The sequence below is a fragment of the Pseudomonas japonica genome, assembly GCF_013522925.1.
Lineage (GTDB): Bacteria > Pseudomonadota > Gammaproteobacteria > Pseudomonadales > Pseudomonadaceae > Aquipseudomonas > Aquipseudomonas japonica_A.
In genome coordinates, this window is record NZ_JAAMQU010000022.1 from 33,668 (window position 1) to 50,034 (window position 16,367).

Annotated in this window: 12 protein-coding genes and 1 pseudogene; 7 read left to right on the top strand and 6 right to left on the bottom strand. The window is 54.6% G+C overall.

Annotated elements, in window-relative coordinates; all coding sequences use genetic code 11:
• Positions 1–50: 50 nt before the first annotated feature.
• On the bottom strand, positions 51–572 hold the full coding sequence (locus tag G7016_RS23550; RefSeq protein ID WP_181118221.1) for a LabA-like NYN domain-containing protein: 522 nt from the start codon (positions 570–572) through the stop codon (positions 51–53).
• Positions 553–1,296, bottom strand: a complete 744-nt coding sequence (locus tag G7016_RS23555) for a DUF2076 domain-containing protein (protein WP_181118222.1) — start codon at positions 1,294–1,296, stop codon at positions 553–555. Before G7016_RS23555 ends, G7016_RS23550 begins: the two co-directional genes overlap by 20 nt.
• Positions 1,297–1,478: 182 nt before the next feature.
• On the opposite strand from G7016_RS23555, the gene G7016_RS23560 reads away from it, so the two are divergent.
• From G7016_RS23560 to G7016_RS23570, 3 genes are all read left to right on the top strand, one after another.
• Positions 1,479–2,150 (top strand): YciC family protein, encoded by a 672-nt coding sequence (locus G7016_RS23560; protein ID WP_181118223.1) that lies wholly within the window; start codon positions 1,479–1,481, stop codon positions 2,148–2,150.
• A gap of 60 nt (positions 2,151–2,210) precedes the next feature.
• Complete coding sequence (locus G7016_RS23565; RefSeq protein ID WP_181118224.1) at positions 2,211–3,296, top strand: endonuclease/exonuclease/phosphatase family protein; 1,086 nt, start codon at positions 2,211–2,213, stop codon at positions 3,294–3,296.
• A 281-nt stretch (positions 3,297–3,577) separates the two neighbouring features.
• Positions 3,578–4,099, top strand: coding sequence for a hypothetical protein (locus G7016_RS23570; RefSeq protein ID WP_308812209.1), 522 nt, complete (start codon positions 3,578–3,580; stop codon positions 4,097–4,099).
• A gap of 285 nt (positions 4,100–4,384) precedes the next feature.
• Here G7016_RS23570 and hrpB read toward each other — a convergent pair.
• Positions 4,385–6,508, bottom strand: a pseudogene (gene hrpB / locus G7016_RS23575) (ATP-dependent helicase HrpB); the annotation flags it as partial.
• A gap of 90 nt (positions 6,509–6,598) precedes the next feature.
• Here hrpB and G7016_RS23580 point away from each other — a divergent pair.
• Genes G7016_RS23580 through G7016_RS23595 form a run of 4 tightly spaced genes read left to right on the top strand, consistent with a single transcriptional unit; the run spans position 6,599 to position 13,022 of the window.
• Entirely contained in the window at positions 6,599–8,890 is a 2,292-nt protein-coding gene (locus G7016_RS23580) for a hypothetical protein (protein WP_181118225.1), read from the top strand.
• A complete protein-coding gene (locus G7016_RS23585) occupies positions 8,874–10,949 on the top strand; it encodes an integrase (protein ID WP_181118226.1) in 2,076 nt (691 codons plus the stop codon). Before G7016_RS23580 ends, G7016_RS23585 begins: the two co-directional genes overlap by 17 nt.
• The gene (locus G7016_RS23590) at positions 10,949–11,566 is read left to right on the top strand and encodes a hypothetical protein (protein ID WP_181118227.1); all 618 of its coding nucleotides are present in this window, start codon (positions 10,949–10,951) and stop codon (positions 11,564–11,566) included. Before G7016_RS23585 ends, G7016_RS23590 begins: the two co-directional genes overlap by 1 nt.
• Positions 11,547–13,022 (top strand): tyrosine-type recombinase/integrase, encoded by a 1,476-nt coding sequence (locus G7016_RS23595; protein WP_181118228.1) that lies wholly within the window; start codon positions 11,547–11,549, stop codon positions 13,020–13,022. The genes G7016_RS23590 and G7016_RS23595 overlap by 20 nt, the downstream gene beginning before the upstream one ends.
• A gap of 507 nt (positions 13,023–13,529) precedes the next feature.
• Here G7016_RS23595 and G7016_RS23600 read toward each other — a convergent pair.
• The 3 genes from G7016_RS23600 to G7016_RS23605 all read right to left on the bottom strand — a co-directional run bounded on the left by G7016_RS23600 (position 13,530) and on the right by G7016_RS23605 (position 15,692).
• Complete coding sequence (locus tag G7016_RS23600) at positions 13,530–13,826, bottom strand: hypothetical protein (RefSeq protein WP_181118229.1); 297 nt, start codon at positions 13,824–13,826, stop codon at positions 13,530–13,532.
• Between the two features lie 387 nt (positions 13,827–14,213).
• Positions 14,214–14,519 carry a BPSL0761 family protein gene (locus tag G7016_RS25420; protein WP_308812210.1) on the bottom strand — a complete coding sequence of 102 codons (306 nt, stop codon included), beginning with the start codon at positions 14,517–14,519 and terminating at the stop codon, positions 14,214–14,216.
• A gap of 765 nt (positions 14,520–15,284) precedes the next feature.
• Positions 15,285–15,692 carry a hypothetical protein gene (locus tag G7016_RS23605; protein ID WP_181118230.1) on the bottom strand — a complete coding sequence of 136 codons (408 nt, stop codon included), beginning with the start codon at positions 15,690–15,692 and terminating at the stop codon, positions 15,285–15,287.
• Positions 15,693–16,367: the final 675 nt, after the last annotated feature.

The window sequence follows — 16,367 nt, forward strand, 5'->3', positions numbered from 1 at the left end:
CGAAATCGAGAAAGGCGCCCATTGTACGAGCGAAACGGATCCCGTCCAGCTCAATGCCGGAGCAACAGCTCGCCTTCGATAGGGACATAGCGCGAAGCGGCGCGTATCAGGGAACCTGCGGTAAGGCCCGGTGTTCCGTACACGCTGGTTTGCACGCCATAACGCTGGTGCACGCGTTGCAACAGCAGATCGAAATCGCCATCGCCGGACGCCAGGACCACTTCGTCCACCTCTGCGGCGGCTTCCAGCACGTCGATGGTGATGCCCACGTCCCAGTCGCCCTTGGCCGAGCCGTCACTGCGCTGGATATACGGCTTGAGCTTCACCTCGAAGCCGAGCTGGCGAAGGATGCGCTGGAACTGCTGCTGCTTGGGATCGCCGCGGTCGATGGCGTAGGCATACGCCACCGCAATGTCGCCGCGCCCGGCCACCTGGGACCAGAGCGCGGCGTAATTGAAGTGGCAACCGTGCACCTGGCGCACGGTGTAATAGAGGTTCTGAACGTCGGCGAACAGGGCAATCCGCCGACGCTCCGAGGGCTCGCTCGTGGGCTCAGACGTAGTCGTCGTCATCCGAGAGGAACCCTCCGCTGTCGCCGCTGTAGTCGGCGTCCGAGAAGCCCCCGCGGTCGTTGTTCCAGTCGCTGTTGTCGCTCACCAGCTGCTGGCTGTTGTCCTCGCCCCAATTTCCGCCTTGATCGGCGGCGGGTGCCGGCTCCTCGCGAATGATCTCGACGATTTCCTGCGGCGCATTGTTGTGATGGAACAGGCTGCTCAGCCCTTCCGCCAGCATCATGCCACCGGCCACGCCCGCAGCGGTTTGCAACGCACCACGCATGAAGCCTCCACCCGCTGCCTGAGGCTGGGCATAGCCAGGCTGATAACCCGGCTGGCCACCGCCGTATTGAGGCGGTGGGGGCGGCGGTGCATAGCCGCGCGCCGGTTCCCGCCAACCGCCACCACTGGGCGCTTGCTGCACCGGGGCCGGCGCTTGATCGCGCGAGCCGCCACCAAACAGGCCGGAAAGGAACCCGCCGCTCTGAGCCGGCGCCTTGCTGGCTGCGGCCTTCGCTTGCTCCAGTTCGGCCTTGAGCTGCCGGTTCATCTCATCCAGGCGTTTTACCGCCGCTTCCTGAACCAGAATCGCCTGGGCCATGTAATAGGCGGCAGCGGGCTGGTTGGCCACGTGCTCGCGGATGCGCTGGTCCGCTTGTACGTCGCGCGGGCCGCCGTCTGCTTCCGCTTGCTTGAGGCGGGAAAAGAGTCCGTCGATCAGGCTTTGCTCTTCGCTGTTCATGGCGACCTCTCAATTGCCGAATTTGACTGGCCCAAAGGGGCCTGATGAACCCATTATGGGGGCCACACCCTGGTATTCAACGGCTGGCCGGGATGAAACATTGTTAATCGCCTGCCAGGCGTTTGCCCTGCGGGGCCCATCCGGTACAGTGGTGGGCCTGCCTGGCCCAAGACATTGGCGTGATGAACCCGCTCAGCATCCTCAAAGATTCTCTCTATTTCTTCCGCACTCACCTGTGGGCCATCGTGCGGCTGTGCTTGCCGCTGGTTGCCCTGCAGTCACTGGCCGAACAGCTGGTAGACCACAGCGTGGCGACCGACGCCCGTGGTGCGTTCGACATCCTGGTAGGGCTGCTGTTCTACCCCATCTATACCGCGGCCCTGATCCTGTATCTCGATTCGCGCAGCAATGGCGAGCATCCACCTCTCAAACTGCTGCTTGGCATGGGCCTGCGGCTGTGGCCTCGCTTTGCACTACTGGCGGCCATTTGTTCCTTGGCCATCCTGCTGGGCATGGCCTTGTACCTTTTGCCAGGGCTATGGCTGATGGCCCGCCTGGCATTTGCCGAGTACCTGCTGGTGCTGCGGGGGCTGACTCCGCTGGCAGCAATCAAGCAAAGCTTCGAGCTTACCCGCGGGCCTTTCTGGCAAGTGCTGGCCTGCGTGCTGGCTGTGCTGGTGCCGCTGTGGCTGATCGACTTCGCCAGCGCTGCCGTGCTGCCCGATGACGACAACCTGGCCATTTCACTTGCGCTGGACTGCGTCAATGGCCTGGTGCAGCTGATCACGACCGTAGTGCTGTTCCGGCTGTTCATGTTGGTCACGGACCCAACCCTGCGCGAACCCCGCCGCTGACTTGGGCCGACGCGCGGCCTCGGTTATGCTCAGGAACTTCCTGCTGCCGTAGCCGAGCCGATGATTCGACGACTGCGTAACGCTTCCCTGATCCTTCTGCTGATGGCCGCCGCCCTCGCTGCGCTGGCCTGGCACCTGTCGTGGCATCCCGCGCCCCACGCCGTCGTAACGCCAGTGTGCCGAGGCAGCCCGCCTACATTGGCGCCGGGCCAGCCGCTGAAAGTAATGACGTGGAACGTGCAGTTCCTGGCCGGCAAGCGGTACCTCTTCTGGTACGGCGCCCCTGAAGGCCAGAGCCATGACGACCGCCCGAGCGCCGAGGACATCGCTCATGACCTGGACGAAGTAGTACGGGTAATCCGCGACGAGCAGCCCGATGTGGTGCTATTGCAGGAACTGGACGATGGCGCCAAGGCCACCGGTTACCAGAACCAGCTCGCCTTGCTGCAGGAGCGCTTGGTAGACCTGTACCCCTGCAGCGTGGAAGCTTTTGACTGGAAGGCCGACTTCATACCCGATACCCGCATATTCGGCAGCGTGGGGCGCAAGCTCGCCACGCTCAGCCGTTATCGCATTGATCAGGCCGAGCGCTGGCAATTGCCTCGCCCTGTAAGCCGCTTCAGCTGGTTCCATCCTCAGCAGGTGATGCTGGGCGCCTATTTGCCCGTCACCGATGGCAGCGGCCACTTGGCTGTGCTCAATACTCGCCTGGAGCCCTACAAGCGCGGCAACGACGCCCAGGCCCGGCAACTGCAAGCGGTGGCCGACCGGGTAGACCATCTGGAAAGCCTGGGCACGCCTTGGCTACTGGGGGGCGACTTCAACCTCCTACCCTTGGGCCAATACCGACGGCTGGAGCCTGGTGAGCAGGCAGATTATTCCCCCGCCGACGATTTGCACCTGCTGTGGGATCGCTACCCGCTGATCCCCAGCAACGCGCAAGCCGGCGGCCCTGATCGAGCCGACTGGTTCACCCACTTTCCGCCCACGGCCAACGGCCCGGATCGCACCCTGGACTACCTGGTACACAGCCCCCGCGTGCGCCAGCTCGAAGCCCACGTACGGCAGGAAGATACCCTTGGGATTTCCGATCATTTGCCATTGATGGGTCGGTTTTTGCTGCCGGGGAAAGTGCCGGGGGCGTAGGCTCCCGCTATGGCTTCATTTCTCGACCGGCGCCTTTTAAGAAGGCGATTCGTTTCGTCCTATATCGTTACGTATTAATTAGTTCAGCGTAACGGCCGCGCAAATAGCACTGGCTTACTTCAATATAAATTAGCACCACAAGATTCAAGACTTACTGCAAGACCAGAACCTATTCAGCCACCGCTGAACCCACGTCGTCAGTACAGAGCAGTTACTGGACAAATTTTCCCGGTGAAATCATGCAGCGCTGCATTGACATGATTCACTAATGGAATATTCTCGTGAGCCGAAATGAAGCGGCAATGAGTATGCGCTGGGAAGACCTGACGGTAGACGGAAAAAAAGTCTGTATGGCACATTTACAGCCAACTGCGCGGGCATACCAGCTGGCGGCCTGCAACGTGTGCGTCGAATTCACATTCGGGCTTCATTGCTTCAGTGACAAGAAGGGAAATGGGCCATTAATAGTTCATCCAAAAGTTCGGGAAAAACGATATTTCTGCTCTCCCAGGTACTCTCTTCCCAAACAGCTAATTGACTACATTGATAGGCGCTTCATTGATTCGAAGGTAAGAGCTCACTTTGCGGGCCAGAACAACAGGCGATATTTTTGCCTTGACGCTCATGAATACGCAATTTTCTTTGAAATCCGCAAGCCGCTGAACCGGGAAAACTTCCTTCGCCTGAATGTGGTTTCCGCTTACGAAGTTGAACCTTGGGGACGCTCCGGCCTGCCGAGCAAAGGTCCGTTATATAACGTTCGCTACGTGTTGGAAAAGCGCAACGAGGGTATCTCGGTTTGAAGGCTGATAAATAAATAGCAAAAAAGCCCTACGGCTCACACCGCAGGGCTTTTTGCTGAATCAAATGTCGGCCTGGCCTTTAAACCCGCTCACAGGCTGGGAGGAACGTGTCTGAACTCGTTCCCGGCATCGCTACCCCTCATCTGAGGTTCCGGTCTGTAGCGACAAGGCCATCGTACCCAAGCCTGGTTTTTGGGTCAAAGAATATCGTTAATAAGGTTCGTCAGGCTTGGCTTGGCCTACCGTAGCACACCCGTCTGAACGTTACAGACGCCCTCCTTGCTGCTACGTCCCCCTCGGTTTCGCCCGTGCGGTGGCCTCGGCCACTAGCGGGTCATCCGGCCAGTAGTGTTTGGGGTACCGGCCCTTCAAGTCCTTCTTCACTTCGCTGTAGGTGCTGCGCCAGAAGTTGGCCAGGTCCTGGGTGACCTGCACTGGCCGCCGTGCCGGGGACAGCAAATGCAGTTTTACTTGCACCCGGTTGCCGGCGATGCGCGGGGTGTCGGCCAGGCCGAACAGCTCTTGCAGCCGCACCGCCAGTACTGGCGGATGCTCACTGTAGTCGAGCCGGATGGACGAGCCCGACGGCACGTTCAGGTGGGTGGGTGCCAATTCGTTCAGGCGCTGGGGTAATGGCCAGGGCAGCAGATTGTGCAGAATGCTGGAGAGGTCCAGTTGGCTGAAATGAGCCAGTCGGGTGACCTTGCCCAGGTAAGGCGTCAACCAGGTTTCCAAGCTTGCCAGCAAGCCTTCATCGCTGACGTCCGGCCATTCGGTCTGGCCGGTGGCAAGGTCCAGATCGCGCAGTAGCTGCACGCGCGCCTGCCACTGTCGCAGTTCAGGAGTGAAGGGCAGCAGAGCCAGCCCCTTGCGTCGTACCAGGTCGACTAGCGCCTGCCCGCGCGCGGCCTCGTCCAAGCCGGAAAGCGGCTCGCGGCGCAGCACCAGGTCACCGACCCGCCACTGGGCTTCGGCGCGCAGCGTACCTTCCTTGTCATCCCATTCCAGCACGTCCCGACGCTGTACCTGCTCGGCCAATACGGTATCGAACAGCAAAGGGTTCAGGTCTGCGGCAAGGTATATCCGCTCCTCGCGCTGGCCTTGGCGGCTACCCAGGTCCGCCACCACCAGCCATTCATGTTTCATCAGCGCGTCTGGCTCACCGAATTGGGCCGCGCGGCCGTTGGCCAGGCGGTACTCAGCCCCGCCGGCGCGGCGTTGCTGGGCAACCCGGTCGGGGTACGCCAGGGCGAGCAACATGCCAAGCCAGCGGTCGGCCTGGGGATCTTCGACAGGGCGTGCTGCATTGGGTTGACCGCGCAGCAGGCCCTGGTACTGCCTGGCCAGTTGCTTGATGCGCTGGGAGGCACGGGCCCCGCTGTGCAGCATGGCCAAACGGCTGTGCAAGTCGGCGCCACGGTCACGCACGATGTCGCGCTCACCCAGCAAGGCGGCGAGGTCGCAACCCATGGCCTCCAGCCCAAGGGCTTTGGCTCGCAGTAGCAGGTGGGCGATTCGCGGATGCGCCGGCAGGCCAGCCATCGCCTGACCGTGCGCCGTCAGCCGGCCGTCCGCAGCAAGGGCGCCGAGGCGGGCAAGCAGATCATCGGCCTGGGACATCGCAGCGGGCGGCGGCATATCGAGCCAACGCAGCTGATCCGGCGTTGAGCCCCAGCGGTGTAGCTGCAGCGCCAGCGGCGCCAGGTCGGCCTGAAGTATCTCGGCGCTGTCATAAGCCGCGAGTTGCTCATGCTGGGTTTCGGACCACAGCCGGTAACACACGCCCGGCTCCAGCCGCCCTGCCCGGCCGGCGCGCTGGGTAGCGCTGGCACGGGAAACACGCTGGGTATCGAGACGTGTCATGCCCGTGCCGGGGTCGAAGCGCGGCACCCGAGCCAGCCCGCTGTCCACTACTACACGCACACCCTCGATGGTGAGGCTGGTTTCAGCGATATTAGTGGCGAGCACCACCTTGCGCTCACCGGCGGGCGCAGGTTCGATGGCGGCACGCTGGGCCGCCAGATCGAGCTCACCATGCAATGGGCACAGCCGAACGCCGGGGTAGCTACCCAGGGCGCTTTCCAGGCGCTGCGCCACCCGGCGGATCTCGGCCTGCCCCGGCAGGAACACCAGCACGCTGCCGGCCTGCTCGTCCAACGCCTGGAGCACCACGCTTTCTACCCTGGCATCCAGGTATTCCCCTTGCTGCGGTGCGCGGCCCCATCGCACCTCCACCGGGTACGCACGGCCTTGGCTGCTGATAACCGGAGCGTCGTCCAGCAGCGTTGAAAGCCGTTCGCCTTCCAAAGTGGCAGACATGAGCAGCACCTTCAGTGGCGGCTCATCGCGCAACAGATCCCGCCCGTTAAGCACCAGCGCCAAGGCCAGGTCCGCATCGAGGCTGCGTTCGTCGAGATTGCCACTTGCACGGGCTTGTCAAATCTGCCAAAAATCCTCCAGCACGGGCCTAGCCGCGCATCCCCTAGGGAGCAAATGTCCTTGACAATCATCAAAAACACGTCTTCTCTGAAATACTATCCGTTCAGGAGGCTGCCGCCGGCCGTACGCTTGTTGATGGAGCAATGCAGCGCCGTGATCACGACTGGCGGGTTCCGGTGCTTGATGAAGCTCTTTGAGGCGTATTGTCACGTGACGAGCACGGCGGTGAGCTACCTGGGCATATCAGACAAAAGCTTCGGCAGTGTGTGTGTCGGGTTCATCGGTTCTTTTAGCGGCCAGTGCCTCATCGATCAATCTCAACAAACCCGCCGGCGCTACGCGGTGAACTTCATCAAGCTCCTGCACGAGATGCAGAAGCACTTGCCTCTCTGTCCCACCTATGAACAAAGCCCGCAATTCCTCGAGAAGTGCGCTTCTGTATGGGAACAGCAGAAGCAAGGGCTAGACCTACATGCTGTGAGGTACTGGAACGGCTGGACTATTACCGACCCTAAAGGAGGGAATATCATTCTCGCCTTGCCGCAAATATGGCATTCGCATGGCAGTGAATTCGCCGAGCAGTTCTATAAGTACTATAACCAGTTACATGAAAAGAAAATTAGAAATGACAACGTGGAAATCAACCACTTCCTCGACTATCTAGCCGAAAACTCAGCTGAGTATCCAGTAGAGACATTCGGCTGCCCAATCCGCATCAACAACCTTTTTAACAGCTATCTTTGGGAGAGTTGGCATCGGTCTACTCGTGCCCGGACGGAGCATGAATCGAAATCTAAAGTCTATTCTAGGTTCATAAACTCCATTACCGAAAGCTTTTTAGATACCGGAGTTTGGGCAAAGCCGTTCAGGGGAGCGCTCAGCAAAGTCCCTATGACAGCAAAATGTGGCTCTCGCACAAAGGTCGTCAAAAACGAAGACGGACGGGAGGTGAAGAATAATCTAATTACTCAAATCCCTCTCACACTGACGGACTCAGAAGCGATCACTATCCTGTTCAAGAAAATAAAGCTTGATAATGCACTCGTTTTTAAGTGGGCAAGAAGTCGCTGCATGAAGCTACGTAAAGCACAGCTGCGTCGAATTCGACTGTCGAAGATCGGCACCGTTATCTCGGAAAACCGTCCAAGCGCCCAATCGATCGCTGATATCGGTGCGGAACACATCTGCGCATCGTTCGAGGCCCATGGCTTGCCGTTCTTCCGGAACGACTATCAGAAACGCTTTGGAACCATTCAAAAATCCGAGATATCCAACGAACTTGGTCTACCAAACAAATATGACCTCATTGCGTTACTGCTTATGCTCATCCGTTCGCATCCAGTCATGACTGAAAGCTTTTTCAAAGACTTTGAGCTATACGATAAGAATGGAAATCTTTCCGGCCTTCTGAAAACCAATAGCGGTTACCAGCTTATTGGATACAAAGATCGCAAAGGAGGCAAACTCAGCGAGCAGAAGATCGATTTATCTGCGCGTGATGCCGCTGTAGTCAGGATGTTGATCGAACTGACGGAGCCGCTCCGTAAAGAACTCAGGGAAGCAGGTTTCGACGCTTGGCGGTATCTTCTCATTCACTGCAGTCGTAGTATCAATAAACCTAATCGGCCTAATACGAAACGATGGGGCGCAAACACTGCTAAGGAAACGATGGAAGAGATAGTTGCTGAGTTCTCCAGACACAGTGCTCTTGGGGATGTTGAACTGCGACATCTTGTCAATCGGGTCTCGATCGCCAGCTATCGTCCATCGGTAGCTGTCGAGGATTACTTGAGACATAACAGCGTAAGAAAGCTTGCCCGAGACCTGGGCCATGAAACCTTTCGACCCAATTTACTCAGCTCGTATCTGCCGCAAGTGATCCTCGATTTCTTCCAAACGCGCTGGATCAGAATATTTCAGAAGGGCGTTATCCTTGAGGCGATGAAGAATAGCCCCTATCTGTTAGAAGCTAGCGGCTTTGAAAACATGGACGAGCTCCACGAATTTTTGTCGAATCACGCTTTAAAAGAGCTTCCTCAACGACTGAAACTTCCGAGGAACCAGGGAAAAAACCTTACAAAGCATAATAGCAATAAATCCGAGGAGCGAGTCCTGATATCCATAAGCACTCCGTTGATGACCAGCCTCGTTTCACTGCGCGACGCGGTAAGCTCTGCTTCCAAGCCAGATCAAGTACACGCGAAAGCTAAATACTGGGCAGCCTTTACCATGCTGGTTTCGACCCACATTCGCGAAGGGTTCGATGAAGTCTTGCTGGAAAGCCTTACTGTAGCTGAGTCGCGAACCGATCCAGAATCCATGCTGAAGTTCATATATGAATCTGCCGCCTAACCTAGAGTTCTTGAAGAAATTCACACAGGATCCACGGGATGCCTACCGCAGTGCAGCCTGGCTAAAAAGTGACTTTGAGGATACTAAATGGTATTACAATTTCGGCCACACTGAATCACCGTACATCAACTGGTGTGTAAAACTATCTGATGGCAGCATGCTTACCGGAGAATCAAATAAAATTCTGCTTGAGAGTTTTAAATATTATTTAATCGGCGCAACTCGAGACGCGCACTCGAACGAAACCACGGTCAAAGAGATGCAAGCTAAGCGCTTCTCTACCGCGTGCTGCGTGATCGATTACTTTCTTATCAATTGCGCGAGATATAAGATCTACAAGCACAAACTTGGCGAACTGACATCCGGCAATCTTAAGGAGATACTTGAGAATATATCTAGGAACCCAGAAGTTTGTGAGTCCATCTATAACTGGACGAACGAGCTCAGGAGGTATTGCCTCGAACTACTAACATCCACATGCACTAAAAAGATTGAGGAAACATTAAAGCTCAAGCCTCAGCTCATGGATATAACGGATGAGCAACTATGTAACAACAGCTTGGGTATTGATGAGACCCTGATTCCGAAAATCAGAGCATGCCTCCTTCTTCACGGATTCTATCATAAGACCGCTAACGGCAACCAACCCAACTCAACCCTTATTTCAAAGGAAATCTATAAAAACTGCATTTGGGGCAACACAAGCTTAAAACCTGTTAAACTAATTTTGACATACAATGATAACTCTTGCCTTTTTGAAAGAGAGTATCCACGCGCGCCCATACGAAAAGATAATGAAGCGCTTCTAGGAATGAGCGGCTACGCTTCGTATAGGCATGCGATTTATAGCTTAGGAATACTACACGAAGTAGGATACCCGGCACCAGCCAGCAGCGCCTTAATAGAGGCAGAAAGATTCCAGCCTGCATTGTCGAACCGGGGACGTTTTCAGACTCTCCCATCAGAACTAGCGTTTACATCTATTCGCAACGCTATTGAACTGCACATTAAACACGGTAATACGCTCATTGATGCAATGTGTCGGATTGCTAGGGAGTGTCAGCGTGTCAATATAAAACCGGCAAGCTTATCTTCAAAAAGGGTACGTCAGTTGGTGGGTTCAGAACTGGTTGACCTAGGTGTAAGCAGGCTATCCCTGAGCATCCCCGATGAAGACCATGATTACTCCACACCTTTCAAGGGAGGAAAATCTGAATACTTTAGAGATCTCAGAGCTAACCGTGGTTTCTATGAACTCATCTGCGTTTACATAGGTGGCATTCAACTCTTAGTCGGTATCTTGATGGCGCGCCGCGTAAGCGAACTCACTGGCCTGATGCCGCACGATTGTATGGATGTAACAGAATCCTGGCTGATTTTCCAAAATGCTAAAAGCACCCGGTATGCTTCTGGGAAGCGCTTAATCGAGGCACGCCCTATTGATCCCATTGCGGCACAGATGGTCAAGAATCTGCAACGTATGCATGGGGAACTCAAACGCATTGGGTTCATTAAACGGGAGATGAAGCTCTTCTCTACCCCCCATTTACGGGGAGCGGCCAAGTTAACCGACCGAAACTTTAATCGTAATCTAGATTTTTTTTGCGACTACTTTGAAACCCCGCTAACTAGCGAGGGAAAACGCATGTATATTCGACAGCATCAATTGCGTCGTTTCTTTGCAATGTTATTTTTCTACTGCAGCACATTTAATAGCCTTGATACATTGCGGTGGATGCTTGGCCACACAGACCCTAGCCACGTCTGGCACTATATTACTGAAACTACAGACGGCGCTATCCTTCGAAGTGCGAGTTCACAATACCTGAGTGAGCGCCTTAAATCCGGGGACTACTCCGAATACGAAGACCTTGCTGAACTGGTAAAGGATCACTATGGGACAGACGACGTTGAGGTTATTGACAGCAATGCGATTGAGGACTATATCAACGACCTAATGATAGAAGGCTGGCTTGAGGTTGAGCCGGAGTTTTTTACCGACGTGCATGGCGAGACCTACAAAATTGTCGCCAAACTGACTAAGCCTCGGAGCGTCTGATGAGCAGATCGACCAAAAACATCCAAATTTCAGAGGGCATCAATGCACTCCAGCAAATACTCATGAATGCTATCAAGCGGCCTAGAGAATATGCAGCTGACATAGAACTACGAACCGCATTGAAAACCCAAGCGAGCCTTTCTAAATTCCAGTGCACTGTAGCGACAGAAACGGGAGATACATTAAAAACGTTTCCAATGAGCTTAAACTCATTAAAAACGCACGCAGATTATATTATCACCGGTGGCTACAAGGCACTAGACGACCTACGCCGCAAAGCCATTGCAGCGATCGAATTCTCCGACAGAAAAACCACACGGGCTAACAAGCGTAGCAAGTCTGGCCTCAAACTTAAATTAGAGGAACTCGAAAGCGAGCTGGACATCCTTCGGCAAACAAACATGATTTTGCTCAGCGCTCTCAGTGACGCCTTACATCAGTTTTCCATCATAGGAGCTGGCACCGATTCCGCTAGCCGTGCAAGCCGGGTTCAAACGGCTTCGAACAGTTTGAGGGCTATTGTCAGCATGAATACTCCTCCATTTGATCAGCTCACTCGCTCCTCTCCACCACCTAGCTTAGAGGTTATAGACTTAAATGCGTACCGTGACCGCTAAGCCCGCTACGATTGTAGCCCCTGAAAAGATTTATCATCTCCTTGGAGACTTCGAGCTCAACCGGCACTTTTCAATCGATCGCTTATACAAGCGAGACGCGAGTAATATTTCCTATATTACATGGCCAGACAAGTCGCCATGCCTGATTGGAAACCTCTATATACTATCCTTATATCAAAAGATTGGACGCGGCGGTAGAGAAGGCCTATCAAGGCGGGGAGATAAAGGTGGCACGATTGGAGACTATGCCTCGAAAATTAGTCAGCTACTTAAACGCTGTTATCGGGATTCCATTGAACCCAAGGATCTGAGCGATGGCATATTTAGCGATTACGTAATTGAAATGGCTCAGGAAAGATCCCATAAAAATCCGGCCAAAGAGAAGAAAAGCGGTACTTCAGCACTTGCTACTGGACGGATATGGTTGGACTTCCTTTATTTTGTAGGCCACTTCTATGGAAACCCTAACTTTGTATCAGAGGAAGGTACAATAAGAATTACGAATGAAAGGTTTGCTACCAAAGGCAGAAATGGAAGATTGATCTGGCGCAACTACAAAAGCCATTCCTCTTTTACATTTTCACGGAGACAGCACAAGAGAGACCCCATCACCAATGATGATATTGAAAGACTAACAAGAGCAAACCGAAACTCTACCTATAGTGCTTTTATCCGTGAGCGCCGCGCTTGTTTACTGGATTTATTCGAAGCCACTGGAGCAAGGCGAGACGAAATACAAAACGTATCTATTGACGACATCACAAACGCACTGAATGATCCCGAATACAAGCTGGCCTTGATTACCCTAAAGACTGGAGGTGAAATCGAAACCAGGCAAGTTTCAGTTCCGCATATGGTTCTCCGAAAAGTTAAAACTCATATCGAGAAAGCCCGGAGGATGACCATAAAAAAGCATTACAAACTAGGAGCTGACCATCGAAAGCTATTTATTTCCGAGCGTACCGGCAAGGCGCTTAGCGGTCAAACCCTATCCAACGAAATTGGGCATCTAAGGAAGATTGCCGGCATATCCCACCAAGTATGCCCACACATGTATCGGCATGCATTCATTACAAAGAAAATCCTCAACCTACTAAATGATCATCAAATTCGCAACGAGGATGAGCTTCGGAGAAACCTGATTGATATCAAAACTTTTGTTACCGAAATCCAAGTTGAAACGGGCCAGATCCATCCGGACTCTGTTGAGCACTATATTGACTGGGCGTTCCGCGATCTGGCGAGCTATGACGAAACCATCAAGTCAGTAAGGCACCATCACGTTAGGGAGATATACCTTCGCAAGCGGAAAGAACTGAGAGACGCTCTTCTGGAAGGAATGCCGAAGGAAGAATATGCAGCGCTTGACAATCAACTAGATGAAAGTTTTACCCAAGACTTAGCTGTAGCAGATCGAGCGCGATCAGCGCTTCATAAGCCACCAAAATCTTTGTAAGGTCAACCTGAGAGATTGTTTGGAAGGGTTCTTTTCCTTGGCATACACTAGGGATACTCCGTCATTCGCGCCGCGTGTCTTGGTTGAAGGCTGAGTGCTCGGCCTGAGCCCCTGTCACAACTCGAACAACTGGTACTCAAGGATGTCATCCCTTAAAACACAGCACCAAGGTGGCATGCGCCTGTTTAAATCCATTCTTCTTCGCGCTGCATAGGGGTTCTCACTTGGTTATACCTAGTTTCTTCGCGCATTTTGTGAGATGCCGCCAACAAACCCGTCTCTGACGATGGGAGATCACGCATTTCAGCTGCGGCGACCCTCGTGTTCAGAGCCAATCTTCTTCGCGGTAGGTCATGGTGGCCTCTCCATTCTCATAACGTTTTTTAGACGGTAGCTCAGGGGGTAACTGAGGTCAATCACACACCCGTTTCATGACCCTCATCTGCCTCGTAAACTCCCATAGCCCGCGGGCGGTAGCTGCATCCCCTGCGGCGTTCGTGCATAGGGTTATGGTGACTCTGTAGGCAGGCAGAGTCCTTCGGGTGGATTCGAGCCCCAAATCGCCACGACTACCTCTCTCGGGCTTGCCTGGTTTGCTAGCTGCTCATCCATAGAAGGTGGGTACAAGCTATCCTCTGTATCCAGGGATTCAATCCCTTGGTAGTCACCCCAGGATGCTCCTTCAGTCAGCACCGCTTGTGGCTGTACAGCTTTGACGAGCCTGTACTGGTCATCGTATTCAACGACAACCTCGGCCTCCGGATCAAAAGTCGACAGCACCGCGATCATTTCCCGGACATTCATTGGCTCACCTTTCAGTCACTGCACGGCTCGTTTCGTGAGCGTCAGAATGATATTCGCATCATTAGGGCGTGCCCTTTGGGACGGCTGTCGTGAACCAAGCCCCGACTTCGGTCGGGGTCTTGGCCCGCTGGGCTTCCATCCTCCCGCCTGCGCGCTCCGCTTGCATACGCTAGGTCAAGCCGCGCTTATTCGCATGGTCTAGGCCCCTTCTGGGTGTCTTCCAAGCGGGTTTAGACCCTGGCCTGTCGCCTGCCGGGAAGTTACTTAGGAACGCGCGCGCAACGCATGAAAAGATGTTGTTTCAGGGTTGAGGCCTCACCATCGGCAACGATTCTGGTGGATGCACTATACGGTGCCGACTGCCTGAGTCAGTTAGCCCGTACACCATTACCCCGGGGCTTGCTCTGGCATCACAACGCTCCACCCCGAGCCGCTAGGAATTCCGAAAGTCTGGTAAGACCAGGGACTGTAGTGGTCAGGATTGGTCTCAAACCGCACGACGTTCAACATGTCGTCCTCCGATGGGAAGTGACGTAGCAACGCCTTGGCCTCCCCGCGGAGGTCTTCACTCATCGAAGCATTCTTGGACAGCGCGATAAGAAATTCCCGCGCCTGTAATACTGAGCGTGTTCGCTCTTCTGGCATCGTCATCGGCGATCTAGCCCCTTGCGCTGAACTCATCACATCAACCATACGACTTCAACGCACACCTGAGCAAGACACCGCTCACGGGGCGTCAGATGAGACGTATATCGTTGAAATGCCTCTGAGCAACGCTACGCCCGAGACAGCAGGGCAATGATTCCGGCGGCTGAGGACTTCAACCTTTGAAAAAAGATTTCTGTTGGAGTCTCATTTCAAGCACCAGCTCACCCTTGATATGGAGGGTACAGATTCGCGGAGGCTTTGTGAGCAAAGTGCTGACTGAGGTGCGCTAAAAGATTCGCTGCATGAGAGACATTATGCCCAACGCTATGGAATCGAACGTAGTCGACCAACGCATTGCTTGCCATCATGTATGCAGGGATTTCGCTGACGCGGCCAGGATCGCCGTGCCACCACACAATAACGGTCGCATCTTCTGGTTCAGCATCGTCTTCTGGGGATGCTCGAATCACCGTACCGTCTCTCAAAGACCGGGCGACCAAATCACCAGCGACCTCTTCTGTGTGGAAAAGGGGAGCTAGGTTGCCTATGAAGCTCACTACCCGTTTCGCTGAGTAAGCCGTATATTTTCTCTGCCCTTGCGTCTGTTCAGAGTGCCTCGGTGCCTTGCTAAACGCACCACCTCGTTTGCCTACGGCGCGTACGAGAATTCATCCAAGCAGTCAATCGGCTCGTGACTCTGCAGGTGACCCCAAGGGGCATTTTTATAGGCCGAAAAGAGATTCGCCGTCAGATGATCGCACCTCGGGACGGTGCTCAAACATTCAGTACGAAGATGACAAGCCCGGGAGGTCAAGACGTGCTTTTCATTCCCGCGCTCCTATGGCTATCTAAATGAATCATCTCCGCCTGCCATCTTCGGAGAAAGCTATGCCAGTCGTGAGCGTAAAAACCTTCCACCACACGGGTCGAGCCGATGCTCGCAGCGAGAAAGCGTGAGCGCCAAGGCTGCGGAATATTCTGGTGTCTGACGATGGTGAAGCCGCAGGCATGATCTTCAGCGAGTACCTGGACTAAAAGCTCCTCGGCATCGAGGATTTTCGTTACCAGCGAGGCATCATCAGCCTCTGCCCGGTCGATCTCATCGAGAGCCAGGATTAGCTCCAGCGCTGCGGGATCACCAGGTTGTAGACCTGCAAGGCGCCAGAGAACCCTTCTCCTTTGGGTTTCGCGCGTGTGAATGTCGGTGTTTCTATCCATCAAAAATCTGTCCTCAGCGCGAAGCAAATGATGTGAGGTCACGGTATAGGCCTATCAGGAGCCCGGCGTCCAGAAGCGCGTGGTGCGATAGATCTGGAATACCCATGTTCCCTATGTCATCTGCTTCCAGGAGGCGGAAGACCTGCAACAGATCTGTGGCCTGGTTGATGACATTCGGTAGCCACCGGTGATCCACCTAAGCGGTTAGTCGAACCGGAATGTAACGTTTATTTCGCACTGTAACGTTTACGCTGTTGCATGAGAAAACTACCTTACAGACGCGGCAGGGCGGTGCAAATCCATGCCTTCCGTGCGGGACTGGCAGGGGCGAGAGATATGCTCTAGATAGTCTTGCGGATCGTCAGCATCAACAGCCTACTGGCCCTTGGCGTTGCTCCCTGTCTTCGACGTGATGATGAGAGCAGAGACTGGAGCGGCTATTGAACGCGTTGTGAGATTGCCTGCTGGGGCGGTGCGTGCCCCCTCCCGGGGGCGGCTGTCGTGAACCAGGACAAGGCATCTTGGCCCTACGGGCGTTCATCCTGCACGCCTGCGCGCTCCGCTTGCAGCCGCCTCTTGCCGCTTGAGCTCACCTACGCCATATCTGTCAGTTACGGTAGGAGATCTGTAGTGCCAGTGCAGCCATCGTCGCTTCCTGCCAGACAGGTCTGGCTA

What these genes read in the sequence shown, in the direction of transcription:
- G7016_RS23560 (WP_181118223.1), top strand. Translation starts at nt 1,479, where the DNA reads ATGAACCCGCTCAGCATCCTCAAAGATTCTCTCTATTTCTTCCGCACT.
- G7016_RS23600 (WP_181118229.1), bottom strand. Translation starts at nt 13,826, where the DNA reads ATGAATGTCCGGGAAATGATCGCGGTGCTGTCGACTTTTGATCCGGAG.
- G7016_RS23605 (WP_181118230.1), bottom strand. Translation starts at nt 15,692, where the DNA reads ATGGATAGAAACACCGACATTCACACGCGCGAAACCCAAAGGAGAAGG.
- G7016_RS23590 (WP_181118227.1), top strand. Translation starts at nt 10,949, where the DNA reads ATGAGCAGATCGACCAAAAACATCCAAATTTCAGAGGGCATCAATGCA.
- G7016_RS23585 (WP_181118226.1), top strand. Translation starts at nt 8,874, where the DNA reads ATGAATCTGCCGCCTAACCTAGAGTTCTTGAAGAAATTCACACAGGAT.
- G7016_RS23565 (WP_181118224.1), top strand. Translation starts at nt 2,211, where the DNA reads ATGATTCGACGACTGCGTAACGCTTCCCTGATCCTTCTGCTGATGGCC.
- G7016_RS23555 (WP_181118222.1), bottom strand. Translation starts at nt 1,296, where the DNA reads ATGAACAGCGAAGAGCAAAGCCTGATCGACGGACTCTTTTCCCGCCTC.
- G7016_RS23550 (WP_181118221.1), bottom strand. Translation starts at nt 572, where the DNA reads ATGACGACGACTACGTCTGAGCCCACGAGCGAGCCCTCGGAGCGTCGG.
- G7016_RS25420 (WP_308812210.1), bottom strand. Translation starts at nt 14,519, where the DNA reads ATGGTTGATGTGATGAGTTCAGCGCAAGGGGCTAGATCGCCGATGACG.
- G7016_RS23595 (WP_181118228.1), top strand. Translation starts at nt 11,547, where the DNA reads ATGCGTACCGTGACCGCTAAGCCCGCTACGATTGTAGCCCCTGAAAAG.